The sequence below is a fragment of the Nitrosospira multiformis ATCC 25196 genome (assembly GCF_000196355.1).
In the GTDB taxonomy this organism is placed as follows: Bacteria; Pseudomonadota; Gammaproteobacteria; order Burkholderiales; family Nitrosomonadaceae; genus Nitrosospira; species Nitrosospira multiformis.
The window spans coordinates 303,982-330,092 of the sequence record NC_007614.1 but is presented as its reverse complement, the minus strand read 5'-3'; the positions used below and the strand labels follow the sequence as shown (position 1 = coordinate 330,092).

Below are 26,111 nucleotides of genomic sequence, written 5' to 3'. Positions count from 1 at the left end.
CAGTTAACTCCTAGCTTTTAAGTGCAACAGCCATGGCTTCCAGTTTTCCTCGCACGGAGGCGTCAAGCACCTCATCGCCTATTTCGACTATCACGCCGCCTATCAAATCCGCGTCGACGCTCACTTTTGCCTCTATCTTGCGCTTGAACTTGGCCTCGAGATCAGTCACCAGATCCTTCAATTGAGCATCGCTCATGGCAAAAGCAGAAATAACTTTGGCATCCAGCACGCCTTCATGACGGGTCTTGAGTTGCTCATACAACTCATTTACCTCGGGCAAAATTTCAAGCCTGCCGTTTTCCGCCAGCAGTAAGATGAAATTGCGACCTTCTTCATTGAGCCTGTTCCCGCAAACGCTCAAAAAAAGCTCGCCCAGTTTTCGGGAAGATATCTTGGGGTTGCCGATCAATGAACGGACATTTTCGTCGGCCGCGACAGCGGCCGCCAACTGCAATGTGTCTGCCCAGCGGGCGAGATCATTCTGGTTTTTTGCAAGTTTGAAGACTGCCTCCGCATAAGGCCGGGCAATCGTGCGAGTTTCGGCCATCGGCTAGAGCTCCGCCTTGAGGGATGCAAGCAGTTCGGCGTGGGCTTTTTCATCCACCTCGCGCCGGAGGATCTTGGCAGCCCCCGCCAACGCCAGGCCCGCCACCTGCTGGCGCAAAACTTCCTTTGCGCGAAACACTTCCTGCTCCACCTCTGCCTTGGCACCCACAAGAATGCGGTCGCCCTCTTCTCTTGCGGCTACTTTGGCTTCATCCACGATCTCTGCGGCACGCTTTTCTGCCTGCGCGATGATATCGGATGCACGCTGCTTGGCCTCCCGGACGACGTCGCCTGAGCGTTGACTTGCCAGTTCCAGTTCGCGCTTGCCACGTTCGCCCGCAGCCAAACCTTCGGCGATCGTTTTCTGACGATTCTCGATTGCGCGCATCAATGGAGGCCACACAAACCTGACCGTGAACCAGATGAAGATGGCAAATGCCATTGCCTGGGAAATAAGCGTGAAGTTTATGTTCATGGCTAGCCTCTGGGAATGATACCGGGAGCAATCACTATTACTTGATTACGGCCAGCAACGGATTGCCGAACGCGAAAAGCATCGCGAGCCCCACACCGATAATGAATGACGCGTCGATCAGGCCGAGCAGCAGGAACACTTTTCCTTGCAGCGTCGGGATCATTTCCGGCTGACGCGCCGCACCTTCCAGGAAGCTGCTGCACATAATGCCGATACCGATACAGGCACCGGCCGCGCCGAGACCGATCATCAGGCCGATGCCGATGCCCGTGTATGCCTGAATCATGGCCAGGAATTGCAAATTCTCCATCTGGTTTTCCTCTCTAGTAGTAATTGAAATTGGTTAAGAACAGCAGCGCAGAATCAGTGTGACTCGTGCGCCATGGAAAGATAAACCACCGTCAGCATCATGAAGATGAATGCCTGCAATGTGACGATCAAGATATGGAAGATGGCCCACCCTGCATTCAGCAGCGTGCCGAAAAATGTCCCGGCAAGGCCGGTTGCAGCCCACATGCCGAGCAGCAGAAAAATGATTTCTCCTGCATAAATGTTCCCGTACAGCCGCAATGAATGCGAAAGCGGCTTGGAGACGTATTCAACCAGATTGAACAGGATATTGACCGGCCACAATAGAGGGTTCTTGCCGAAAGGGCTGCAGACCAGTTCGTGTATCCAGCCGCCCACGCCCTTGACTTTCATGTTGAAAAAGATCATCAGGAGCCACACGGAGAGCGCCAGCGCGAACGTCGTATTCACATCGGCAGTCGGGACGCTGCGCCAGTTGTGCAGCCCCACCAGCTCGTATACCTTCGCCATGATATCGATCGGCAGGAAATCCATGGCGTTCATCATGAGCACCCACACAAACACGGTGAGCGCAGCAGGCGCCACAAATGCATGCCGATCTCCGTGAAAAGTGCTTTTGACCTGATTATCGATGAATTCGATGGCAAGCTCCACGAATGCCTGGCGCTTGCTGGGGACGCCCGAAGTCGCACCGCGCACCACCCACCAGAGAAAACCGAGGCTGATGATACCGGTCAGCACCGCCATGACGAGCGTATCCACATGCAGCGTCCAGAATTCACCCTCACCGATCGAGCTCGTCAGATTGGTCAGGTGATGCGACATATAGGAAGTTGGGGTAAGTTCTGTGCCTGATGCCATTTATTTGCCTATCTCAACTGTTTATTGCTTTATTTGCGCAACCTTTGCATCATCCGTTACGAACAATGCCAGCCCGAAGATCAGAACCGTCAGTATGAAGGTCCCGATAAATCCGATCGCAACAACATCCTTGTAGAACGTCATCACGAGCCAGAGCAATGCGACTGTGAGGACTATCTTTACCGCTTCTGCTTTCAGGGCCGTGATCAATATGCCGCCCGCTGTGGAGCCGCGATACCTGGAGACAATTGCAGAAAACGCCGCTGCAGAAACAATGCTGACCACACCGCCCAGAAAAGCTGAGGCTGCGCCGTGGAATCCCCATAACAAACCCAGCGTTAGCACCATCGCCAGTGTGACAATCAGTTGCCAACGCATGACAACGCGTACCGGCTTGTTTCGTATCCAGGGCATTTGCTGAGCTTCGTCGGAAAGCGCCAGTCACAAAAACAGATGTTGAGAGTGACCTTGGCTCGTTGAACGTGTGTTCGTGGAAGACCTGATTTTAATTCAATTCCTTGGCCAGCACCGCTTGTTTCCTTCTTCCAGGCCTCCTGAATAATTAAATCCGGCTTGACCTATTTAAAACACGCGGATTCTAATCTGCTTGCGCACAACAGTCAATGGAAAGACCTCTTTTCATTCACGGAAACTCTGCAAAAAACTTAATATAGTGAAGACTTCACCCGAATACGAGCATCGAGAGGTGGAATGCGGTTAAAAGTGGAAACGCATTGAACCTCGACCGGTATTTACATTTCCTCCCACACTCATTACGAGAATGCATGAAACGAGAGTTTCCAGGGTCAGACAGGGATGGGAGGCAGAATGAGAAACATTTATTTCCGGATTTTCACGCTTGCGCTTGCTGCCGGATTTGCTTTCACTCCCTCCTCCTATGCGGGAGCGCCCGCCCCTGAAGCCGAGCCATATCTGATGCTCTATCTTGAATACCTGAGCAAAGAATGCAACGAAGGTACCAAAGACGCTCTTTAAGCCTCCTTATCCGGAGCTCGGTAAAATTCGACGAAAAAGCGGACAGGGCCTTGAGGTTCTACATTGTGGAGAACCTCAGGCACAACCACTCCAACCGTTTCTGCGGACAATTCCGTATCCACGTTCAACGTATCGACCCGGTAGCGAAGCTTTCCCGCTTCCACGATGATCTTCCCCCATACCCCGGTTTTGGTCGAGTGGTCTTTTCTCAATCCTGCCGGTACCGTTTCCTCAGTGAAGACCGCCGTCCGCTTGTAGGGAACAAAGTAGTCGGGTAATTCGAACTGATCGCAGCGGACACAGTTAAGCGCCTTTCCTATCATGCCTTCGCGCCCCTGCTTGGAAGTGACCCAGGGGCGATTGATAAACGGCGGATCATGCCGCACGTGCTGGGCGTGTCCGCAAGTCAGAATTGCGATTGGATCTCCCTCACTATCGGTATCAAATCCTGTAATGGGTCTTTCCATAGATTGAGCAAATGGCCGTAAGAAACTTGACTTATATGAACTTCTCAAAGAAGAGGGAATTCCCGGTCTTCCCTTCCGTTGCGCGGAAGCCGGCATTAACTTCGAGGATAAAGAAAAAACCAGGAGTCCCTATCCCTATATGATCAGGCGTTAAACTGTTTCTCCAGTTTTCAGCATATTTCGCGCCATCAGAAGGGCGAATCGCAGCGGGCGCCTATCCCAGGGAGTAAACCGAGGGAGCTGATGGAGGTCGCTTCCTTTTCTTGCTGCTCCATGGGCAGTCGAGACTGCCGCGTCAAACCCCAGCTTCTTTACCATCCGGACGTGATCGGGCAAATAGTCTCTCCCCGGCTTCCCATTCGGGTAGGCAAAAAACCGCACCGGAGCGCGAATAATGGCCTCCAGCATCTCTTTGCCGGTGGCAATGTCAGCACAAGCTGCTCTGCTCTCCATTTTTGCCAGGATGGGATGACTGGCGGTATGCCCACCTATTTCCATTCCTGCATTGTGCATCATTCTGACCTGCTCGGAGGTCATCATGAGATTGTCAGGCAGCATGACTGGAATTGACGCCGACATTGCCTCCACGGTCGATTGCCGTAATGCGGAGGGCAGATACTTGAGCTTGCCCAATAACTGGTGAATAGTTTGACGACGCTCGGAAACAGTTCCGATCGGAAACCTTCCCAAGCCCAGGCTATCAAGATCCACGGTGCTTCCCGGCGCACCCCGTATCAATTCTATCACGGTATCGTTGAACATCCGGCCTCCGTCGAGAAAACCGGTTGCCACGAAAAAAGTAGCAGGAATACCGCGTTTTTTCAGAATCGGCAAAGCGATTTCCGCATTATCGGCATAACCGTCATCGAAAGTGACACAGGCAGCACGTGGGGGCAGCGTTCCATTACGAAGGCCGCGAATCGCCTCCCCGAGAGATATGACCCTGAAACAGGCCGCAAGCTGCTCCATCTGCTGATCGAAGGACCGGGCATGACTCTCCTCCGGAAAAAGTGGATCCTGGCAGGGCAGCACCCGATGATAAATCAGTATGGACAGGCGGGCGCGCCGCCCCCCGGGGGAAAGCAGATGCAACATCGCACGGCTCGTCAACAGCGGCCAAAGTGGCACCTGATTTACCAGATTGTCCACGTGATCATATTCAGAAGTTCTCATGGAAGAAAAGCGGACACGAGCAGCAAGCAAACAAGGCAATGAACTCTTCGACCCCTATATCCTAGCTTGAATCCCCGGCTATCGGCTGCGACTGTGATGGACTCAACTGTCCAAGCTGGCGCGAAGAACCGGAGGTTTTTGCAGCGATTGCCGACATGGTTTTTTGCTTGAGTTCTTTTTCCACCAAGACACGCGTTGCAACCATTGCCCCCATGAGATAGTAGGGAACGTCAAAATAAAGAAGACTAAGGAAAGCACCTCCCGTAGCAAAACCGATGAACGATACCTGAATCATCGTCGCCAGATTGAAAGCCCACCTGTACTCGTCGAGCTTACTGGTGTTGCGTATGATCCATGACCCGGTTCGCCAGGTGAGCCACCCGAGCAGCAAGTAAAGCCCCAGCCCCACGAAACCGTGCTCACCGAGCGCCTGAAAATAAATGCTGTGGGCAGCATGTATATCCTCGGGATTGGGTGCGTAAGCGAAAAACAGCTCAGGACTTATAATGTCGAAACCACCCCCGGTGAGCGGCCGGTCCTTGGCCAGATTGTAGGCCATCCACCAGGCATTGAAACGGCCCTGAACCGACGCGTCCTCTTCATAAGTATTGATGCTGTCCATTCTTTGCATCCACTGCTCCGGCATATACGCAATCGCCGGGAGAATGGCGAGAATAACCAGTAGAGCGATGCGGCCCTTATGTTGACTTTTGAGCCAGAGAAATCCTCCCATTGCCGCAATGGCCAGCAGAGCGCCCCGTGAATAAGAACCCAGCGCGGCAAAGGCAGATAGCAGCATGGCCGCCGTCATGGCATGCTTCACCCAGGTTTTCCGGGAAATCATCTGCACATAATGCATGAGAGGAATGGTCATGATGAGCGCCAGGGCGATCTCATTATTTCCCTCGATGAAGGTGCTCTCGGGTCCCATGACGAGATCAACACCTCCTCCGAGCAGCGTAAAAACGCCCCCTTTGATGCCGTAATATCCCAGCGAGATAACTATTGTCCAGATGAGGAGTTGAATCTGCTTTTGTGTCCTGATCAGCATGATGACCACAAAACTCATCAGCATGATCTTCATGACCTTGTTCCACTGGATGTACGTTTCGTCGGGATAAATGGCAAATACGGTGCTCAGATTCATCCAGAGCACGAAGATTATGAAAGTCCAGGTAACCGGGGTTAGAGGGAGATTCTTTGGTTCTTTGGTAATCAAGAGGCTGGTTATCGTGACTCCGGCAATAATCGCGGCAAAGGGAAATGTGGTGGCGAATCCCCATCCCTGGGTATGCGGATTCATGACGCTTATCCACACCCACATCAACGCCCCCATGTACGGCTTTTTAAAGACGAAGGGCAGCCATCCGAAGACGATCAGGGTAACAAGGATATCCCTCATGTTCTTACCGCATCCTCTGAATTTTGTTTTGTCATAAAGGCACGAAAAAACCCTTTATCCGCAGTGCGGCGACCGCTTTATCCAGGGCGATTGTCATTCCTTGACAACATCGATGGACAAATGGGAAAGGTCCTTCGCATTATGATGACTGGCGCTTCCTCGCAACTGAGGCTTTCTCTTGAAAATGTCCCGCCGCTCCATGAATTCGATTACCTGTGCAACACAATCCTCCAGCTCCAGCTCGCCTGTCCGCACGATCAGCTCGGGAGTGGCAGGCGCCTCGTAGGGCGACGATATCCCGGTGAATTCCTTGACCTCACCCGTCCGAGCCCGTTTATAAAGTCCCTTCACATCGCGCTGCTCGCATACTGCGAGACTGGCCTCGCAAAAAATCTCGATGAAATCCCCGTGAGGAAAAATACTGCGCGCCTTTTGCCGATCAGCCCGAAAAGGTGAAATAAAAGCTGTCATGGCAATCACGCCCGACTCGACCAGAAGCCTCGCTGCCTCGCTTATGCGGCGAATATTCTCGGAACGGTCTTCCACCGAAAACCCCAGATCGGAGCATAAGCCCTGGCGCACATTATCCCCGTCAAGTACGAACGTGCGGCAGCCCAGCTGGTAAAGCTTTTCCTCCACCGCATGAGCCAACGTCGATTTGCCGGAACCGGAAAGCCCTGTAAACCAAAGGACCGCTGATCGGTGCACGTTCAACCTCTCCCGGTGCGCCCGAGTAATGGTGGCGTTGTGCCATACAGTATTGGTATTCATGTTCCGATCTCAGATTCCGATTTTTGGATAAACCGAATTATATCGACAGCCATCCGGATTTATATCTGGACCGAAGTACAAGATACAGAAGAGCAGAGCGTAATCGGTAACTTCCCACTGATCAGTTTGTCAAGATCCAGGATAAGAGGAAACCTTTGTTGATGAGGTCTTTGGAGTATTCGGTCGCATTCTGAACTGATTACGACAGAACGGCAAAAAAATGAAGCGGACACGAGTGTGTTCAAGTAATTATGGCAGCAAGCCGTTAGGTCTACAACTTCGAATTATCGGTTGCTTTCAACCCTTTCATTACCTGCCCGTTTCCTTGTCCTGGCCACCTTTCGAAGAAGAACGACAACATGGCATGGAATCCCATAAAATCCAGGTTTAACGTTCATTGGTCGTTCATCAGGCAAGGGTTTGCTGTTTCAAATAGTTTCGATAACGAACGTTTCATGCCGCAAATATATCCGGACCCTCACAGGAACAGCGATGAAAACAAGGGGAGATCGAGTGAAAGATAATACTGCATTGATCATCCTGGGAATGCACCGTAGCGGCACATCATTGTTAACGGGACTCCTGGGTCAGGTCGGGGTCAGGATGGGGCGCAGCCTATACGCCCCTCAAAAAGGCGTAAACGAAAAAGGCTTCTGGGAGCACGAGGATATCGTCGACACGCATGACGAACTGCTTCTGCACCTGCGTTCGCAATGGGATGACTTGTTGCCTCTGAAGGACAAGTGGTGGGAAGACGAGGCGGTTCAGCCGTATGTGGCCCGCCTTCAAAGCCTTGTGAAGCGTGATTTTTCGGAAGCCCCTGTCTGGGCGTTGAAGGATCCGCGAATGTGCCGATTGCTGCCCCTGTGGATGCCCATATTTAAGGCGCGCGGGATCAGGCCTGTTTTTATTTCCATGAACCGGAACCCTTTCGAAGTAATCGCCTCCTTGCAAAAACGCGACCGGTTTTCACGGGAAAAGGCCTTGGTCTTGTGGCTGAATCATACGTTATCCGCTGAATCCCATTCAAGAGGACAATCCCGCATTTTCATCGACTTCGATCAGGTGGTGACTGATCCGGTCAGGGTACTGCAAACAATAGAACGGGAAACCGGTATTGTCTTCCCTGTTTCCGTCAACCAGGCAAACGAGAAAATCGGAAGGTTTGTTTCTCCTGATCTCCGTCATCATAAAGCCGATAAAACGGATGCCGGAGCAACACGATACCAGGGACTTGAAGGGATGGCTCATGAACTGTACAGCGCCCTCAGTGAAAAAGCTGCTGAAAGCGGTGGCTCTCATAACGGGAATCTGGATGAGCGGATTGACAGCGTCGCCGCGGATTTCGCCTCCTACCAGAAAAAATGGAATCCGGAGCTGATTGAGCAGATCCGTTACCTCAACCAGGAGCATGCCGACTATCGGATCAAATTTTTCCGGATTTACCGATCATTGAGCTGGTTGCTGGCCAGACCTTTCTGGTTGATCGAAAAAATATTACGCAAGTACTGACCCTCACCACTTCGGCCGCCATCCGAGGAGGCCGGCAGGGACATAGGCAAGGGTTTTGAGATTGGCGGGATGGCTCAGCCAAGCCTTCCATAAGGCGTGCATGGCGGGCTTCAAGTTGTTGGATGCAAGATGTTTCAGTCCAAATTCCATCTGGTAGCGGGCGATGTTTTGCATGAACTGCTGTCTAGAAATGCATCGACCATCGCGGCTGCATAACCCCCATTTCTCAGCGGCATCTCGCAGCAGCACGGTCCGATAGTCGATCTCTCTGGTGAGGCGATTTCCTTGCTTAGGATGCTGGCGATATAGTGTAAGGCCTTTATTCAGCTTGATAACCGGATATTCCCGGGAAATGCGCAGCCAGAGGTCCCAGTCTTCGCTATAGGGAAGAGACTCATCGTAAGCGCCGCATTTATCGAATACCTCCGCGCGTATCAATGCAGCGCTGGTCAAAATCCAGCAATCGAGCAGAAGCAGATGATATATCCATCCCGAAAATTCCTCGTCTATCCCCCCCGGCATTTTTTCTATATTGAAGCTCTCCGGCTTGGGAAACACACCCTCTCCATCGGGATGCCACCAGACAAACGTACTGTAGACGAGACCTACCTCCGGATGCGAAAACATCTGCTCCAGCTGTAACGCCAGCTTCTCGGGAAACCAGTAGTCATCATGATCCATGAGGCAGACATAGCTTCCCGCCGCCTCCCGGATTCCGTAGTTGCGAGCTGCGCATACTCCGGAATTGGACTGCGATAGGAGCCGGACAGGAGTCCCATATGAAGTGACGATTTCCCGTGTACGATCAGTGGAACCATCGTCAACCACAATTAATTCCAGATCCGTGAATGTCTGGCTGAGAACGCTGTCAAGGGTTTCCGCGATATAAGCTTCGCAATTATAGGTCGGAATAATGATGGAAACAGTTGGCTTGGAGGCTGCCATGGGGAAGATTTTAAAAATAGTATATCCGGGAGATTTAACCTCGATACCGCTCTTTAAACGCTAAAATCGGATCTTGGCAGTCAACTCAGACGCAATAATCATTATAAATTATTAGATGTCCGGGGAGCCCTCCTTCCTTCTTGTATATCGTATATCCAGTATCAGGAAAATTACGGGAACGAGGACTGGCTGCGGTATTGACTATTGCACGGAACTCCTCTGACTGATCTGGAAATGAGCGGGACGAATATATCGATTTTCCAGCAATGGATGCTCAGGCCCTCCGGCAAAAATGGATTTGCCGTTTCTGCCGATGAGATAATATCTGAGGCTACCTGTGTCATTTCTGCGGAAGGCAATGGAGGCTTGCATATATGCTTGTGAAGCAGTTGCCATTCGTGGCAGGAGTTGGTCACGTCCACTTAACGATGAAATATCCTGGCAAAGTTTATGAAAGATAGCGCACTCCGGGTCGGCATCTATCAGGGTCCGGAGATTCCCCAAAGCTTCAAGGTTTATGCGGAGAACGTATGGAGACATTTGCCGAAGCAAGATATAGCCACCATTCCTTTCAAGGACAGGAAAGATCTGCCGAAATCGGCGGACGTGCTGTGGGATATCCGTTCCGGGGGAGGCAATCCCCCCCCTGATTTTCTCCTGGAACATCCTCTCCCCCCCCTGGTGGTGACGGTGCATGGTTTTGCTCCCCTTTCACTTAACGGATGGGAGTATTTTCGGACTCTGAAAGGTCTGATCATGTCGGGACAGTATGCCAAACACAAGCGCGAGCGATGGCGGGAAGTCCGGACCGCAGTGGGGAGTATCATCGCTGTTTCCGCATTTGTGAAAGATGAGGCGATTCGCTTTACCGGCGTTCCTGCTGACAGAATCCATGTATGCCATCACGGGGTCGATGGCAACGCCTTTACACCTGGCCCCGATACAGAATCGGAACCCTACTTCTTCCATGTTTCCAACGACGAGCCGCGCAAAAACGTAGGTGCGATTGTACGGGCGTTTCGACAGCTCCGCCGCCATTGCCGCGTTCAGCTTGTACTCAAGCTTCCGGAAGAAAGCGCGCGAAATTATGAAAAAATCGAGGGCATCCGGGTACTGAGTGGCTTTCTTACAACCGAGGAACTGGTTCACCTTTACCGTCACGCTCTCGCTTTCATTTTTCCGTCCCTCTACGAAGGTTTCGGCCTCCCCATTCTCGAGGCCATGGCCTGCGGTTGTCCGGTCATCACCTCCAATGTTTCCGCTTGTCGCGAAATAGCCGGAGAAGCAGCTCGCACCATCAATCCACGCAACGAAAGCGAGTTGTTGGAGGCAATGGAGATTCTTTACCGAAACCCGGAAGAAAGGCGAGCGCGCACCGCAATGGGTCTTCGCAGGGCGCTCGGTTTCTCATGGGAAGAAAGTGCAAAATGTCATGCCCGGGTTCTGTATATGACGGCAGACAGGAATGCGCCAGTAGCATCGCCTGATTGAATTGCAATGAACGAACCAGTACCTGGTTTATCGATGATGAGGTCTAAAGATTGAGAATGTCGAGAATTCAAGCCCGCTTGTTGCAGGCTATCGTGCGCCCTGCCTTGAAGACGAATCTTTTAAAGCATGCCGCATGGCGGGTGGTACTGAAGCTTCGAAATGAATTTGCTCACGCAGTTCCCCCCGTGGAACTGGAAACGACTTTCGACGAGAATATCCGGATCCTCACCTCCCTTTCCGACCACATCGAGTCCCAGGTATTCTGGCAAGGCTTTCAAGAAGCCGATGAGGGAGTAATCCTGCTTCTTAAACGCTTTTTGCCCTCTGATGGCAGCTTCATAGATGTGGGAGCAAATATAGGTACCTTTACGCTTGTGGCAGCTCATCGCGCTGTTAGAGGGCAAGTGCACGCTTTCGAACCAAGCGCGCATCATTTCGCCCGGCTGGCACATAATGTTGAGTTAAACGATTTCAAAAACGTAGCGCTCAACCGGAAAGGGCTTTATGACCAGCCTGGCGAAGCCGTCCTTTTTCTGCCTTCGCAGACGGGAGAAATGAATAACAGCGGGGCAGCCAGCCTTTATACATCCGCGCTTGAGGAGACGAGACAGGTTTCCGAGGCAGTTTCTTTAATCCGCCTGGATGACTATGTACGGGAGAAAAGCATAGGGCGCGTCGATATCATCAAGATCGACATCGAGGGAGCGGAACTGAAGGCTCTGGAGGGTGCCAGGGAAACGATAGCACGCTTTCGTCCCCTCGTTTTCATGGAGCTTGACCTGGACAATCTGGAGCGTGCGGAACGCTCTCCTGAAGAGGTTCTCCAGTACTGGAAGTCCTTGAACTATGAGGTTTCCATCATTCTCCTGACAGGAGAAACCGTGCCGGTCACAAGCCCGAAAGAATTTGGATTACACCAGAACCTGCAATGCCGTCCCTTTTAGCGGTCTGAGAGGGGCCCTTGCCTCTCACCACGATTTCTTATGACAGAGAAAAAAACAATGCTGGAGAAACTGAAAAAACTGATGCATCACTTCACTCTCTCCCTGGATGACATCAGCGTCGAAACAAGCCGCGCCCGTCAGCTTTCCATTCGCACCGAGATCGATCGTCTGCGAAGCAATGAGCGTTACAAGGAGCCAAAAAGCCTGATTCCTTTCGGGGGGAAAATATATTCGCAAAATGATGAAGACGGCATCATTCGGGAAATATTCAACAGAATTGGTACAACCAATAAGGTTTTTGTGGAATTCGGGATCGGAAATGGCCTTGAAAACAATACGCTTGCCCTCCTTTTTGAAGACTGGCAAGGTTTGTGGATCGATGCCTCGTCCGATTCGATAACCAGCATACGCAATCATTTTTCAGAAATCATAGGAAGCGGCAAATTGGCTGTCGTCGAGTCTTTTATCACGAAAGCAAATATTGATAACCTCATTGCAACGAACGTAAAACACCGCGAAATTGATCTGCTATCGGTGGACATCGATGGGAATGATTATCATGTTCTTCAGGCCATCTCCTGTATCACCCCACGGGTGATCGTGATTGAATATAACGCCAAGTTCGCGCCGCCCGTCCTGTTTTGCATGGATTACACCGAAACCCATATGTGGACGGGGGACGACTGTTTCGGCGCCTCCTTGAAATTTCTCGAAACAAATCTGAATAAAATGGGATATTGCCTTGTAGGTTGCAACTTGACCGGAGCAAACGCTTTTTTTATCAGGAGAGAACTGGTTACCAATAAGTTTCTGGAACCTTTCACAGCCGAAAACCACTTTGAACCTGCACGGTATTATTTATCCGGCTACGCTTCGGGGCATACCCCCACTTATGAGACCCTTGCGCGCTCGCTGACCATGCGGGTTAGCTGACGGGCTCTATCCGGAGTGATCCCGGAATCCATGCGGCAATAAATGGATTGATGAGGCAGGCGCAGATATCAATCGGAGGACGCCGGTTGGTTACCACTTTGTGGAGATGATATTGAATTTCACTAAAAACAACCCCGAATCGTACCTCAGTTTCCTGGTCGTGAAATCCGTTCTGTTCTGGCTGGTCGCCATACTCGCCAGTATGACGATCCTGACCCATATTGCCCAGGTTTCCGGTATCACTTTCAAGATATATGCGAGGCTGGGTCTTTTCCTAACGCTCGGAATGTCCCTGCTGGCATGGAATTTTTTTCGGCGCCAGTACGGGCAGAGGGTTCTGCAGGATCTCGGAACTTTATCGTTTCTGATCCTCACGGGTCTCGGCGGCGCTTTTATCTCCAGCTTCTTTCACACGGGGGCCGGAAAAGTCAGCTTCGATCTTTTTTATTACGTTCCCAACGCTGTTTACTATCTCCAAAACCCGGATTTACCGATGGGTTTTGCAATTCACTTTATGGAGGCAGGGAGCGAGCCCATCACCTCCTATTTCGGCGCCACTTCCCTTCCGTATGAATACACTCTCGGGGTATTAGCATACTTCCTGAACATTCCTTACCTGTCGGCTTTTTTCCTGGTTTCCCCCGCTCTGCTCGGCTTTCTCATTCCATTAACCCTGTTTTATCTTGTCGCTCAATTTGTTGATCCAAAGCCGGCGGCGGTGGGCGCTCTGTTCGCGGTTGCCATCATTCTTCTTCTCGGGGAAACGCCTCGAACACCGGGTACCTGGTCATTTCCCAATGTTTTTATCGGAAAGGTTTTTTTCCTTTCGACAGGAATACCCCTGTTTGCGGCCGCCACTATCAATTTCTTTCGAACTTACTCCCTATCCGACTGGATGCTGACTTTTGCGGTTACCACCGCCATGGTCGGCGCGACGAGTTCCAGCATGGCGCTTCTTCCAGTCCTGACCATAGCGGTTGTTATCGCCTGTGCTGCGGCAAACGAAGGGAGCTATAAACAATTCCTGAAAAACGCGATAACGTATGCATTCAGCTTGAGTTATCTGGTCCTCTATACCTTGCTGATGTTTTTAAACTTCCACTCCGATTTAAGTGCAAACAGTCCCGTCAATGAAGATTTTCCTGTCACTTTTCTGGGGCATGCGGGGTTCTTTTTTGAAAAATCAGGCCCGGCGACACCGCTTGCCTTACTTGGCGCAACGGTATTGGGACTATTGATGACTTCGGGCAAGACCCGCCGCTTCCTGCTGGCGTGGATTGGGGCCGCCCTTGTCCTATTCCTGAATCCGATTGTTTCCCCCTTCATTATCAAATACCTGACGACCCCCAACATTTACTGGCGAGTGTTTTATGTCTATCCATTGCCACTCCTGTTGGGTCTGACCGGAGCCGGACTGTATGAATACGTGGAAAAATATTCCAGAACAGTCCGGCTTGCTTTCATCTCGGGCACAGTTTTCCTGCTTTTCATCGCTCATTTCGTCCCCTTTACCACCTCTGTCCTGTACTTGAGAACCGAATTCGGATGGCCACGTTATAAACTGCCTGCACGGTTCGAAAAGGCGGCGTCAGACGTGATTGCAGTTGTACCGCCGGGACCCATGCTCGCCCCACTGCCTGTCAACGGCATTATTACCATGCTAAGCGGAAACTATCCGCAAATGCGTGTTTTCACTGACGCAGAGAGGGTATGGTTTAGGGAACGGGGTCTTGGTACAGAAATCGACCAGCGAATCTGCGCATCCGAATTTGTGAATGGCGATGAACCGGATTGCTTACCCGCATTTCAGACTCTGCTCGAGTATGAAAATCTTCGTTCCGTCGTTATTGCTAAAAACACCGCCGCTGATCCCAGGGTGCAGAACGCCTTGACCCGGAATGGCTTTGCAAATTCCAAGGAAATCGGAGATCTGCTGGTCTATTGGAGATAACTCCCCGATATAACGCACCGATAACTGATGACAGGGGCGAAGCTCACGACTCATTTGGCAGATGAGCAAGTCCCCCATTACGGCCCAGAAACAACCGTATGGTGTCATCCAGCAGTTTTCCGTAGAAGATCCGCAACGTCAAGAAATAAACAAGTGCGCCAAAACTGATTTCGATAAGTAATGTGATAAGGTTGGCACTACTGCCAAATGCGTCGCCCAAGGCTATTTTTGCGCCCATCAGGCACGCCGCCATCACTGTAGAAGCGGCTATGGCGGGGCGAAGGCTCAGCGCAATCCCTGTAAAGGACGTGTGCAGAACTGCCTTGCTCATGCCGATAGTCAGAAAGACGACGATCAGTTCGGTCACCACCATGGCCATCACCAGCCCCATCACTCCGTAATGAGCACCCACCAATATCAGCGGCAATAAGATAATCAAGGCGAAAACAGCAGACTTCAACGAAAGATCGGCTCGTCCCATGCTTGCCAGTACCGGCCGGAGAAAAGATGTCGTCATCCTGAATGGCATCACGGTGGACAATAATGCGAGCGGCAAAGCCACTGCCGCCCATTTGTTACCCAGCACCGTAGCCACGAATTCCTGTGCGATGCAGGCCAGCCCTATCATGACAGGAAACAAGGCCAGCGAAACAATACCAAGAGATTTACTCAAATAGTACGTTGCCACCCCGGGCTGATCCTGGAATTTGGAAAATGCGGGAAAGATAATGGGATTAATTACCGGCATTATCTTGGCGAGCGGCAACAGCGCAAACTGAAAGGTAACGGCAAAAATACCGAGTAATTCCGCGCCCAGAACAGGACCGGCAATCAGGGTGGCAAGCTTGTCAGTGACGAGCACGACTGCCCCGCCCAAGGACAAAACGCCGCCGAAGACCATCATGGCGCGTACAGCCGGGAAGTTCAAAGAGGGCATGATGAACCAGGGCTGCAGGACCATCAATATAATTGCGAGAAGAATCCGGTTGATCAGCACCCCCGATACCAAGGCCCAGACTCCCCAGCCGAGAATTGCAAGCACCAGTGTCGCTACAGCGGCGCTTATGTTTGCAATAAACTCGGCCAAAGCGCGCAGCTTGAATTTCAGATTACGATCCAGCAGTGCGTTGGGAATGACCCGAAACGGTGCCAGGATAAAAACGAAGGCCAGCACCTGAGCCAGCGATTCAAGACGAGGTTCATCAAAATAAGCAGCCATCAGACTGCCGCCAAAGAAATAGACGAGAAAAAGGAGTCCGTTGATGATCAGCAGCGAGCCGAAGACACTGCGCAATTCCTCCTGCTCGATCGTTTTCCACCGGACCAGGGCCAAGTCGAGGCCAAACGTGCTGAGTAGCATGAGGAGTTCGAGTGGCGCTTCCAACATGGCATTGAGTCCGTAATCCTCCGGGCGGATGAAGCGCACGACGATGATGGTACTGAGCCAGCTGACCATTTGGCCGGTCACCCGGAGCATGGCCGACCAGCGGGCGCCGTATAACACCTTGGCGGTAATATCGGACTGATGTTGCTGCTTATCCATCGGTTTGCACTGCTGAAAGAGTGTTTCCTGCCATCATTCCAAGTAATCGAACTGAAGTCTCATCAGGCGGAGGAATTGACGGTAGCGATATGCGAAATATCTGTAGAGAAGTGAAACTTATTGCAATGTTTTTCAAGCCCCGGCGATTTTACTTATCACATAACGAAACTTGCCGGATTTTTCTGCTGGAATTTCAGTTGTCTCCTCGATCAGAACCTCAACGGATTGCCCAAGCCGCGCCTTGAATTCTTCCTCGATTTTTGCAGTGATCTCCCGATCGAGCTTTGCCCCGGAAACCACCCATATATGGATAAGGTTCAGACTCTCCTGGATGATTTTGAAATGACTGATCTGCGGCAATTCTCGCAGGATGTATATCAAGGCCAGACCATGCATGACCGTCCCATCCTGGGCGACGACAAAATCCGTGCTGCGACCCTGAATTTCGCGGAGAAGGGGAAGGCCTCGCCCGCAGCGACAGATTCGATCATCCAGTATTCCTATATCCCCCGTGCGATAGCGAATGAACGGAAATTCTGCGGTAGAGAGATGAGTGACTATGATTTCTCCTGCTTCGCCACAGGGTAGCGGGACCCCCTGTCGATCCACGATCTCCACGATAATATCCTCTGCCGTTATGTGCATGCCACCCTCCGGGCATTCATGGGCGATGAAACCCGCATCGCGTCCTCCATAGCCATTGGCAACAGGACATCCAAAGGTTTTACTGATCTGCTGTCGCTGTTCATCGTAAAGTCGTTCCGAAGTAACGAATGCCACGTTGATACCCAGGTCGTCCATTCGCTGTCCTCTTGCCTGCGCATGGCGGGCAATATGGGACAAGGCCGAAGGGTAGCCGAAAAACATTCTGGGGGGCGCGGCGCGCAGTTCGCCCAGGAAGCGATCGAGCTTTTGCTCCGACATTTCGAACGCCGGAAACAACCTTGTTCTGAGCAGCCGATCACGAAGCATGCGAAGACGATCCTGCGCCCCGAGTTCGATGGGAGAGCCCCAGACCACCATCTCAGGATCGCCGATATCCACGTCCCACCAGCGTGTGGCACGCCACTTTGCCGCCACATCATGGCTGACGCGCTCCCTGCCGATATAAAAGGTGAGCGGTTCTCCGCTCGACCCTCCAGTGTTGAAAGAGCGCAGGCTTCTGGCTTTTTGGGACTTCAATGCCTCCGTATCGGCGCGGATCGCAGGTTTATCGAGAAGCGGCAAGCGCGCCAGATCGGCAAGGCTGGACACCTCGGCTGCCTTGAAGCCAATCTCCGCAAATATTCGGCGGTAATAAGGTACGTGCGCTTCTGCTTCAGCCAGCAGATGGCGCAACTTCAACAGCTGCAAGTTCTCCAGGCGCTCCCGATTCCACCATTGAGACAGCTCCAGCGCCTTGCGTACCGATACCGTGGAGTGATCCTTGAGGCGCTCTTGCAGCGGAAAGAGAAGACCCGATACAAGCGATGTATACCAGTCCCTGTTTTTCATTTATCAAAGCTTTCAGCGTCACTCAACAGGATCTGTCTGGTGCGGCAAGAACCTGCTCATAGACACGGAACAGGGGGACGCGCACGTTCGGCCAGGTGTAGCGCTGCACGCATTCCATACCCGCCTCGATCAGACGCCGGGTCCTGGCTGCATCATTGAGCAGCCGCAGAACTGCATTGGCCATCGCCTGGGGGTCGCGCGCGGGTACGAGCAAGGCGTTCTTTTCATGCTCAACGAGATAGGGGACACCCCCCACGTTCGTACTCACCACCGGGACGCCGCTTGCCAAAGCTTCAAGTATCGATATAGGCATATTATCGGCGAGGCTCGGATTGAGCATCACACTCGCGCTGCGATAGATTGCAGCCATGCCTTCGTTGTCCACGCGCCCGGTGAATGTCACGGCCCCCCCTATGCCCAATGCGAAGGCAAGTTGCTCCAACGTGTGCCGCTCCGGGCCGGATCCGGCCAAGGTGAGCTTCGCAGCGGGGAAGGAGCGTCTTACGATGTGAAAGGCGCGCAGTGCAGTCTCATTGTCGTAAATCGGCTCCAGATTGCGGGTGACGATGATATGGGGAGAGTCAGGTCCGGCTTCCACCGTGGAGGTATCGGACCGCATTCCTGCTCCGAAGCGGCTCAGGTCGATGATATTGGGAACGATACTGGCCGAAAAGCCGCGTTTGCCGAAAACCCCTTCCAGAAACCCGGAAGGAACGATAATTGCATTTGCTCTTGACAAGCTCGGCTTTACCCACGAAAAGGCTTTATCAAAGAAGGAGTCCGCCTCGCCTCCCCGATAATTGATAATCACCGGCTTACCCCTGAGCCGTGCAATCCAGATGGCGGGAGCAGCAAACAAGTGCCACGACCAGCCGGAATTGGCCATCACGTGAAATAATTGAACTCTGCCGGCGGAAAGCCACAGTTGGCTGACATAGGACAGCAGGCGGAAGCCCGCCCTGATCCCCTTGAATCTTCCAATCCAGCCAGGCCGGTAGGGACGATTGACCTGAATCAGCTCCACCTCAACATGCTCTTCTCGCAGGAGTCCTGCCAACTGCAACGTCTGGTTGGCCATTCCCCCTGAAGGAGGAGGCAGAGGCCCGACCAATCCAATGCGCAAGCCAGCTTTCATGACGATGCTTTCCTTGAAAGGAGAGTGCGATAGATCTCCTTATAGCCGGCCACGCTGCCAGCCCAGTTGCGCTGGGTTTCGACAAAATCGCGCGCCCCGGCCCGAAGGGTATCCCAGGTATCGGTGCTGGATATGAGATTCAATATCCGGGCTGCCAAGGCGTCGGAATCGCCAGCCTTGAAAAGCACTCCGGTTTTTCCATCCTGGATGAGCTCGAGATGTCCGCCTACATCTGAAGCGGCAACGAGCCTTCCTTGCGCCATGGCCTCCAGCGGCTTGAGGGGCGTGACCAGGTCTGTAAGGCGCATGGGCAATCTCGGATAAACGAGAATATCGATCAGATTGTAATAGCGCCGAACCTGATCATGGGGAACGCGGCCCGTGAAAATAACCTTGCCTTGCAGACCCCTCCGGGCTGTAAGAGATTTTAATTCGTCTTCCTGAGGCCCTCCTCCCACCAGAAGAATGCGGATGTCGGGATTTGCCGCTAACATACGGGGCAGTGCGTTGAGCAGTACAGTCAATCCTTCATACGCGTAAAACGAGCCGATGAAGCCGAGCAACACCTTGCCCTCCATCCCGAGTGCGTTTGCAAGTTGCAAATCCCCGCGCTCGCTCATCCTGAAAGTTTCGAGATTGACCGCATTGGGAATGACAGTTACCTTTTCTGACGGAATACCCCGCTTGAGGATGTCGCCGCGCAGCCCCTCACAAATCGTGGTTACTGCATCAACATGCCTTAACGCGTAACTCTCCAGCTCACGGGTGAGACGATATCGTGCGCCCCATTCGCGATGAGTGCCGTGATCTACGGCCGCATCTTCCCAGAATGCCCGGACTTCGTAGACGACAGGAATACCCGATCTCCGCCCCACGCGCAAGGCAGGCAAAGCGTTCAGGACTGGAGAATGCGCGTGCAGGATATCCGGTTCGACAATCTTGACCACCTCAGTCAGGCGATGGGTAAGAGCCTCCATGACAGCCAGCTGATTCAAGACGGGCAGCCGTGCCCTCAGTCCTGACGGGGCTGGGGTACGATAAAAATGCCATCCTTCCACGCACTCTTCCAGCACACTGCAATTTTCCTGCTTCGATCCGGTCAGATGAAAGGTTTCCCACCCCAGGTTCCGTTGTTCATTCAGAATCGAAAGCGTTCGGAAAGTGTAGCCGCTGTGCAGGGGAATGGAGTGATCAAGGATATGCAGAATTCGCATCAATTTTTTGCAGTGCGGTCAGGTCCAGCATGGCTTAACGGAAGATTTACGCGAAACTCCAGTCAGGAACATATAGGAAGCCGCGCCAGATGACTTATGCAAAGAATATGGAAACTGGAACGTGACTTTTTCATAACTCGGCCGCGACATGCTGAATGACTTCGTTCTGGTATTCCTCCAGGCCCAGCCATAGCGGCAGCCTGACCAGCCGGTCGCTCAACTCTCGTGTCCGCGTTAATGCGCCTGACTTGCGGCCCCACTTTTCCCCCATGGGAGAGCTGTCAAGAGGAACGTAATGAAAAACTGTTCCTATTCCCTTCTGCCGGAGAGCGTTGATGAAAGCGGTGCGCCTGTCCAGGTCGGGCAACAGGAGATAGTACATATGGGCGTTGTGCATGCAATCAGAAGGAATGGTCGGACGATGGATCTTCCCCTGTTTTTCCAAAAGTTCGAAATTAGCGTGGTAGACGTCCCAGATATCGAGACGGCGTTGCGTGATTGCATCCGCCTCCTCTATCTGAGCCCAGAGAAAGGCAGCAATGAGTTCACTGGGAAGATAGGATGAGCCGAAATCCACCCAGGTATACTTATCCACCTGCCCACGAAAAAACTGACTGCGATTGGTACCTTTTTCCCTGATTATTTCCGCTTGCTCCGCAAAGCGTGCGTCGTTCACCAGCAGAGCTCCCCCTTCCCCGGAAATGATGTTCTTGGTCTCGTGGAAGCTCAGCGCTGCGAGATGGCCGATACTGCCCAGCGGTCTGCCCTTGTAGGTTGACATAAGACCCTGGGCTGCATCCTCGATCACGAACAAACCATACCGTTCGGCGATGGACATGATGGCATCCATCTCGCATCCCACTCCCGCGTAGTGAACAGCAACGATCGCTTTGGTTTTCGGGGTGATGGCAGCCTCGATCAGGGTTTCGTCGATATTGAATGTATCAGGCCGGATGTCCACGAATACAGGCACGCCCCCTCTCAATGCGAACGCATTGGCGGTGGAGACGAAAGTATAGGAAGGCATGATGACCTCATCGCCGGGTCCGATCTGCGCAAGAATGGCCGCCATCTCCAGCGCAGCCGTGCAGGAATGCGTCAGCAACGCTTTTTTACACCCGATCCGGCGTTCCAGCCACGCATTGCATTTCTTCGTGAAAACCCCGTCGCCGGCCAGATGTCCGTTCGCATGAGCCTGGCTGACATACCATAGCTCCTTCCCGGTCATATAGGGTTTGTTGAACGGTATTTGCATATGGTGATTACGCCCCTGCTGGTTTTCGGGCAATCAGCAATCGCGACCCGCCCATCGGAAATGAGACTCGCCCGCGAATCATCAGACGTTCCAGATCAAGGATTCCCTCGAGAATCGTGTTTACCCATTTTTTGATCCTGAACTCCTGTGTCGGGTCATAGTTCTCGACAGGTTTGCGTTTGGACAATCGCGATATGAACATCAGAGGTAACAGCAGCGATACAAACGATGTCGCCTTTTCCACCCGAAATCCCGCCTTTTCCACCTTATCCTGCAGTTCCTGAGCTTCATAGCGTCGAACATGACACGCATGCTCATCCTGCTGACTCCACAGGAAACGGTGTTGGGGCACGGTGACAATCATACCTCCCCCGGGTGAGATGGCGCGAAACATTTGCAACAATACCTGCGAGTCTTCCTCAATGTGTTCAAGCACATCAAAAGCACCGATGACATCGAATTCGCTATCAAAAGGAATATCGCGGGCATCCATTTGAAACAGTGTGGCGTTCCTTGCGCGATCTGCCGCGTGACTCAAGCCCGCCGAATGAATCTCGCTTCCACTGATTTCGAGACGGGGATTGTCCTGTGCTATGCCCGACAGCACAAATCCTGTTCCGCAACCGATTTCAAGAAATTTCCTGGCATCCGGGAAAAAACGATGTAACGCCCATATGATGAGTCGATTGCGCGAACGAAACCAGAAGTGCTCCGCTTCTGCTTGCGCCAGCTCATTGAAGTGATGCGGCTGAAATCCTTCATCAGATTTCGCCTGTGCTGGCGCAAAACTGAGAAACCCATCCACCTGCTCGGGGGTCGAGAAGCAAACGGGACATCGCCACCCGGAATCGGTAAATCTGGCGCTGCATGACAAGCAGATTTTCAACCCCGGCTCCCGACTGCGATGCCGAGGATAATCAAACCCAGACCGAGCATTTTCGGCATCGTGATCGCTTCATGGAACAGCAGATTGCTCAAAACAATTACAAATACGAAATTGAGGCTCATGAAAGGGTAACCATGGCTCAGCTCCAGCTTAGTCATTGCTGCCATCCAGGTCAGCGATGCAAGGAATGCAGCCAGGAAACCGCTGATGACCCAGGGATTGAGCACGAGCCGGGCCAAAAACAATATCTTGTCCGACGCGCTCGCTGGAAATTCACCGGCACCGATGACCTGCCACTTAAGCACGATTTGTCCGTAAACGGTAAAGACAATCGTAAGAAAAATATAAAAATAACTTATCATTTATCGTTGTTTGAGTCGACGTTGGCGCGCCATCCCCATATGTAATAGGGCGCCTCCGGTCCGGTATGAAACAGTAAATCCAATATGGTAACGGCATGTTCAAAGGGAGGGTGAGATTGCGGATATTCCGGGTAGCCGCCATAATCCTTCCACACCAGTTCGATGCCGATCCGGGAAAAATGCGCTTCATCGATATAGCTCCTGGCAGCTGGCCCCGAAACGTAAAGCGAGGCAGCCGCCTTGGTTAGCAGATCGACTATGCGCGCCTGTTTTTCCCCTGTGGCTCTATAACGGCGCGAATCTGCAAAAATCGTGGTAATGCCCAGGAATTGATGCGAAATTTGTTCGATGAGATATTGATTCAGCTGAGAGAGATGGTCCCATCGCCTGCCCAGATAGACATCCTCGAAAAACGGCCGGTAGCGTTCGAAATAAGGCGTCTTTCCATAGTTGTGCCGCAATGTTTCCCAATGTTTCGATTGCCACCTTGGGTCGGTAAACTCGACTTCGCAGATCAAATGCTGCCGGGTACCGTTGGTAGGCACCGTTAGCCAGTCCACCCCGCGGGGAGTTTTGATCCTGTTTCGGTTGCGCCAGTCTCTCAAGGTGTACTGCACGTCGTCGTAGAAAATGAACAGGTCGACGTCGTGAATGAGATCGAAGTAGCCTTTCCAGGGGATGTAATTGGATTGCAGGATGGCAACTTTATTGTGCCTGGCTTGCATGATATGGCTCTGCTAGAGCAAGGATTGCAGCCGATGGCTGGGTACGCCAGCTTCCTGGCTGGGTGCAGTGAGGTACGCGGTATTCTCGTCAGTACTGGCGGTGACCAGAGCACCCGCACCGAGCAGAGTGCGCTCCGCCAGAGTTATCTTGTCGCGTAGGGTTGCGTTTACACCGATGAAGCTGTGAGCACCTATCTTTACATGACCCGAGATGACTGCGTGAGCAGCGATGAAGCAATGGTCGTCAATTTCGACGTGATGACTGACAAGACTGCCGCACCAGATGATGACATTGTTGCCTATTCGCACGAAGGGCTGAATTACGTTTCCCTCCATGATGAAACAGTTCTCGCCGACGATCAGATCGGGCCAAGTCACGCTTCGACTGCTGACATATGTCGCCAGCCGGTAGCCACGGGATTTGGCTTCCACGCATTTTTCGGCTCTGGCCCGATTTAGTCGGGTATAGCCCAAGGCCACAAACATATCGTATTCCTCGGGCGCATAGCGCGTATCTACCTCATCAAAGGCAAGCACCGGTAGCCCCATGCATTGATTTTCCCGGAAATGGGTGCGGTCTACGGTAAAAGCAGCGACGCGGCGGGGGCTATCATGGGTAAAGTAATAGCAGGCCAGCTGGGCCAGTTCTCCCACGCCGAAGATGACTAAAGGCCTATCGGACTGACCATTCATGAATGCTTGGTCCGCAAAGCGTCCACTAAAAGGTGCAGGCTGTTTAGATCGGCTATTTCCTTGTCACTGAACTCGATGCCGAATTCCTCCTCCAAGGCCAGTATCAGATTCATGTGCTTGAGTGAGTCCCACGCGGGAAGATTCTTACGTGAAATGTCCGGAGAGATATCTTGCGGTGCGATTTGCAGGACTTTCGCCATAACGTCACGGGTGCGATTCTCTATATCAGACATATCAATGCCTACTCTCTTTCAATATGAATAAAGCTCGGTGGATCGATCTCTGGCATGGCGGCCTGCAAACGATAGCGCCGGTATCCTTCCGCTTGTTCCAGCAGAGCAAAACCAAGGGTACTCCAGAAATCCGCTACTTGACTGTTCTTTGCTGTGGACAGGTATTCTGCTTCCCAGGCGAGGATTCCCCAATCCGCTACAACACGCCGCATGCACTCCAGAACAAAGGCTATCTCAAGGCGGCGGCCTAGCGCTCTGCAACTCATCAAAAGGGAATCGACCACGGCGGTCTCTTGGCGGCGTTGGACTATAAATACGCCTACCAATCCAAGAGAGCCAAAACGGTCGCTGGCGGATAAGGTATAGACACAGGCGTCCTTGGATGAGCGAAACCGTGCAATATCGTGGTCGGAATAGCGCCGGGTCGTTAAATTGAACTGATTCGTTTTCTGGGTCAGCTGTACAACCCGCATTGCCTCCCGGTCGGTTGCAACTTGAATATTCACCACCAATTGCAACGATAAAAGATAGCTCTCCAAATCCGGATGCTGATTTCGTTCGGCTTTGCGCTGCGCTTCGGTCTGATAAAGGCTGGTTCGCAGTTTATCCTCTTGGCTGGTTATCAACGTATCGAACAGTCCATCTCGCTGTAGCAATGCCGGGTATTCATAGAGCCTGTCCGGCACTTGCAAGGTTGTCACTTGAGGAAGTACCTGTCGTATTAATTCCAGCTCTCGCCGATTGTCATCCACGAATACAAAAGCATCGAGACCGAGATTCAGCTCCTTTGCCAACTCGACCAAGTTGGCAGCCTTGTCGTCCCAGTTGATCCGGAAGCCGGACAGGTGGTTGCGCTTGAGCAGGCTCCAGGGATGCTTGTCGAGGACATCGAGCACGTCCTGTTCGTTGTTCTTCGAACAAAGCGTTATTAATACGCCACGTTCGGCCAATTGGAGGACAGTCTTCTGAAAATCGTAATACGCCCGCCCTGGATAATCATGACCATCCAGATGGATACCTTCAATGCCATCCTCTCCGACAACGCCGCCCCAAAGCGTATTATCACAATCCAGGACCAGGCATTTCTTGGTATGCCCCTTGAGGGCAAGCACAACTTTCGTTAATTCCCGCGCCAGGGCATCGAGAAAGGATCGTTTGAATGGGGCCTTGGAAATATACCAGTACCGGTAGTCCATGGCCTCGGCCTCGCCAATACGGTGGGCAAGCCGGTCCCAGTCCATTATACAGAAACGCGGGCTGTGCTCACGGACAAAGGTCCGGACAAAATCATTAAGTCTGATGACCTCGCTCGCAATGTCCTGAGCCGCGATGAGTGTGCCAGTCTCCGAGCGAAAGGGAACGATGAACGTATTGAGGCTGATGGTGGGGGCGTCGCTGGCCGCCAAGGCGTCAAAAATAGTACTCAACTCCTCCCGGCAATGGGATGCGTTCCACCCGGGGAGACCGTAATGCGGATCCAATTCCTCAAGCATAAACGCCGTTACTAGAAGATCTGGACAATATTTGACCAAGGGTGAGTCGGGTAATATCAGATCCTGACGGATGGATCCATAACCTCCAAAGATCAGCTCAGGCCGCAGTCCCATCCTCAACATGTGGTAGCGCAGATAAGGCTCAATTCCTTCCAGCGTTACGTTGCGTAAGAAACCGAAGCGATATGCGGGAGCCGTAGAGGACATTGCGGCATCCATGGTATCGGAGGTACTGATAAGATCCGACAGGGTCGGGGGAATATCCCCGGGGAATGAGGAAACTGCTGTAAACACTTTTCTCC

At 52.4% G+C, this 26,111-nt stretch carries 27 protein-coding genes; 6 read left to right on the top strand and 21 right to left on the bottom strand.

Annotated features, from left to right (window positions below):
- Positions 1-10: 10 nt before the first annotated feature.
- The 5 genes from NMUL_RS01625 to NMUL_RS01605 are packed head-to-tail and all read right to left on the bottom strand — an operon-like array spanning position 11 to position 2,605.
- Complete coding sequence (locus NMUL_RS01625; RefSeq protein WP_011379669.1) at positions 11-547, bottom strand: F0F1 ATP synthase subunit delta; 537 nt, start codon at positions 545-547, stop codon at positions 11-13.
- A gap of 3 nt (positions 548-550) precedes the next feature.
- Positions 551-1,021 (bottom strand): F0F1 ATP synthase subunit B, encoded by a 471-nt coding sequence (locus tag NMUL_RS01620; RefSeq protein WP_011379668.1) that lies wholly within the window; start codon positions 1,019-1,021, stop codon positions 551-553.
- A 37-nt stretch (positions 1,022-1,058) separates the two neighbouring features.
- On the bottom strand, positions 1,059-1,331 hold the full coding sequence (gene atpE / locus NMUL_RS01615; protein ID WP_011379667.1) for a F0F1 ATP synthase subunit C: 273 nt from the start codon (positions 1,329-1,331) through the stop codon (positions 1,059-1,061).
- A 53-nt stretch (positions 1,332-1,384) separates the two neighbouring features.
- On the bottom strand, positions 1,385-2,191 hold the full coding sequence (gene atpB, locus NMUL_RS01610; protein ID WP_011379666.1) for a F0F1 ATP synthase subunit A: 807 nt from the start codon (positions 2,189-2,191) through the stop codon (positions 1,385-1,387).
- Positions 2,192-2,212: 21 nt separating this feature from the next.
- A complete protein-coding gene (locus NMUL_RS01605) occupies positions 2,213-2,605 on the bottom strand; it encodes an ATP synthase subunit I (RefSeq protein WP_011379665.1) in 393 nt (130 codons plus the stop codon).
- Between the two features lie 414 nt (positions 2,606-3,019).
- On the opposite strand from NMUL_RS01605, the gene NMUL_RS15880 reads away from it, so the two are divergent.
- Complete coding sequence (locus tag NMUL_RS15880; protein ID WP_167535544.1) at positions 3,020-3,187, top strand: hypothetical protein; 168 nt, start codon at positions 3,020-3,022, stop codon at positions 3,185-3,187.
- On the opposite strand, the gene NMUL_RS01595 is transcribed toward NMUL_RS15880, so the two are convergent.
- From NMUL_RS01595 to cysC, 4 genes are all read right to left on the bottom strand, one after another.
- Positions 3,184-3,654 carry a DUF3565 domain-containing protein gene (locus tag NMUL_RS01595; protein ID WP_041352324.1) on the bottom strand — a complete coding sequence of 157 codons (471 nt, stop codon included), beginning with the start codon at positions 3,652-3,654 and terminating at the stop codon, positions 3,184-3,186. The genes NMUL_RS15880 and NMUL_RS01595 overlap by 4 nt on opposite strands.
- 150 nt (positions 3,655-3,804) lie before the next feature.
- Positions 3,805-4,827 (bottom strand): polysaccharide deacetylase family protein, encoded by a 1,023-nt coding sequence (locus tag NMUL_RS01590; RefSeq protein WP_080557707.1) that lies wholly within the window; start codon positions 4,825-4,827, stop codon positions 3,805-3,807.
- A 61-nt stretch (positions 4,828-4,888) separates the two neighbouring features.
- Positions 4,889-6,229, bottom strand: coding sequence for a putative O-glycosylation ligase, exosortase A system-associated (locus NMUL_RS01585; protein ID WP_011379662.1), 1,341 nt, complete (start codon positions 6,227-6,229; stop codon positions 4,889-4,891).
- Positions 6,230-6,322: 93 nt separating this feature from the next.
- Positions 6,323-7,000, bottom strand: coding sequence for an adenylyl-sulfate kinase (gene cysC / locus NMUL_RS01580; RefSeq protein ID WP_011379661.1), 678 nt, complete (start codon positions 6,998-7,000; stop codon positions 6,323-6,325).
- Between the two features lie 513 nt (positions 7,001-7,513).
- Between cysC and NMUL_RS01575 the strand changes: the two genes are divergently transcribed.
- Positions 7,514-8,512 (top strand): sulfotransferase family protein, encoded by a 999-nt coding sequence (locus NMUL_RS01575; RefSeq protein WP_167535543.1) that lies wholly within the window; start codon positions 7,514-7,516, stop codon positions 8,510-8,512.
- A 3-nt stretch (positions 8,513-8,515) separates the two neighbouring features.
- Here NMUL_RS01575 and NMUL_RS01570 read toward each other — a convergent pair whose 3' ends face one another.
- On the bottom strand, positions 8,516-9,457 hold the full coding sequence (locus tag NMUL_RS01570) for a glycosyltransferase family 2 protein (protein ID WP_011379659.1): 942 nt from the start codon (positions 9,455-9,457) through the stop codon (positions 8,516-8,518).
- A gap of 450 nt (positions 9,458-9,907) precedes the next feature.
- Here NMUL_RS01570 and NMUL_RS14785 point away from each other — a divergent pair, with 450 nt between their 5' ends.
- The 4 genes from NMUL_RS14785 (at position 9,908) to NMUL_RS01550 (ending at position 14,776) form a co-directional block, all read left to right on the top strand.
- The gene (locus NMUL_RS14785; RefSeq protein WP_011379658.1) at positions 9,908-10,948 is read left to right on the top strand and encodes a glycosyltransferase family 4 protein; all 1,041 of its coding nucleotides are present in this window, start codon (positions 9,908-9,910) and stop codon (positions 10,946-10,948) included.
- A 56-nt stretch (positions 10,949-11,004) separates the two neighbouring features.
- Positions 11,005-11,892 carry an FkbM family methyltransferase gene (locus NMUL_RS14780; protein ID WP_049783048.1) on the top strand — a complete coding sequence of 296 codons (888 nt, stop codon included), beginning with the start codon at positions 11,005-11,007 and terminating at the stop codon, positions 11,890-11,892.
- 39 nt (positions 11,893-11,931) lie between these two features.
- Positions 11,932-12,825, top strand: coding sequence for an FkbM family methyltransferase (locus tag NMUL_RS01555; RefSeq protein ID WP_011379656.1), 894 nt, complete (start codon positions 11,932-11,934; stop codon positions 12,823-12,825).
- A gap of 112 nt (positions 12,826-12,937) precedes the next feature.
- Complete coding sequence (locus NMUL_RS01550) at positions 12,938-14,776, top strand: hypothetical protein (protein WP_011379655.1); 1,839 nt, start codon at positions 12,938-12,940, stop codon at positions 14,774-14,776.
- 43 nt (positions 14,777-14,819) lie between these two features.
- On the opposite strand, the gene NMUL_RS01545 is transcribed toward NMUL_RS01550, so the two are convergent.
- The 11 genes from NMUL_RS01545 to NMUL_RS01495 form a co-directional block, all read right to left on the bottom strand.
- On the bottom strand, positions 14,820-16,319 hold the full coding sequence (locus NMUL_RS01545; RefSeq protein WP_011379654.1) for a lipopolysaccharide biosynthesis protein: 1,500 nt from the start codon (positions 16,317-16,319) through the stop codon (positions 14,820-14,822).
- A gap of 132 nt (positions 16,320-16,451) precedes the next feature.
- Positions 16,452-17,813 carry a phenylacetate--CoA ligase family protein gene (locus NMUL_RS01540; RefSeq protein ID WP_011379653.1) on the bottom strand — a complete coding sequence of 454 codons (1,362 nt, stop codon included), beginning with the start codon at positions 17,811-17,813 and terminating at the stop codon, positions 16,452-16,454.
- A 22-nt stretch (positions 17,814-17,835) separates the two neighbouring features.
- Complete coding sequence (locus tag NMUL_RS01535; RefSeq protein WP_011379652.1) at positions 17,836-18,948, bottom strand: glycosyltransferase family 4 protein; 1,113 nt, start codon at positions 18,946-18,948, stop codon at positions 17,836-17,838.
- On the bottom strand, positions 18,945-20,162 hold the full coding sequence (locus NMUL_RS01530) for a TIGR04063 family PEP-CTERM/XrtA system glycosyltransferase (RefSeq protein WP_011379651.1): 1,218 nt from the start codon (positions 20,160-20,162) through the stop codon (positions 18,945-18,947). Before NMUL_RS01530 ends, NMUL_RS01535 begins: the two co-directional genes overlap by 4 nt.
- A 130-nt stretch (positions 20,163-20,292) precedes the next feature.
- Positions 20,293-21,417 carry a dTDP-4-amino-4,6-dideoxygalactose transaminase gene (gene rffA / locus NMUL_RS01525; protein WP_011379650.1) on the bottom strand — a complete coding sequence of 375 codons (1,125 nt, stop codon included), beginning with the start codon at positions 21,415-21,417 and terminating at the stop codon, positions 20,293-20,295.
- A gap of 7 nt (positions 21,418-21,424) precedes the next feature.
- On the bottom strand, positions 21,425-22,303 hold the full coding sequence (locus NMUL_RS01520) for a class I SAM-dependent methyltransferase (protein WP_011379649.1): 879 nt from the start codon (positions 22,301-22,303) through the stop codon (positions 21,425-21,427).
- Positions 22,300-22,665: an EamA family transporter gene (locus NMUL_RS01515; protein WP_011379648.1), complete on the bottom strand. Its 366-nt coding sequence runs from the start codon at positions 22,663-22,665 to the stop codon at positions 22,300-22,302. Before NMUL_RS01515 ends, NMUL_RS01520 begins: the two co-directional genes overlap by 4 nt.
- Entirely contained in the window at positions 22,662-23,390 is a 729-nt protein-coding gene (locus NMUL_RS01510; protein ID WP_011379647.1) for a WbqC family protein, read from the bottom strand. Before NMUL_RS01510 ends, NMUL_RS01515 begins: the two co-directional genes overlap by 4 nt.
- Before the next feature lie 12 nt (positions 23,391-23,402).
- Positions 23,403-24,083, bottom strand: coding sequence for an acetyltransferase (locus NMUL_RS01505; RefSeq protein WP_011379646.1), 681 nt, complete (start codon positions 24,081-24,083; stop codon positions 23,403-23,405).
- Positions 24,080-24,316, bottom strand: coding sequence for an acyl carrier protein (locus NMUL_RS01500; protein WP_011379645.1), 237 nt, complete (start codon positions 24,314-24,316; stop codon positions 24,080-24,082). The genes NMUL_RS01505 and NMUL_RS01500 overlap by 4 nt, the downstream gene beginning before the upstream one ends.
- Positions 24,317-24,324: 8 nt before the next feature.
- On the bottom strand, positions 24,325-26,103 hold the full coding sequence (locus NMUL_RS01495; RefSeq protein WP_011379644.1) for an HAD-IIIC family phosphatase: 1,779 nt from the start codon (positions 26,101-26,103) through the stop codon (positions 24,325-24,327).
- Positions 26,104-26,111: the final 8 nt, after the last annotated feature.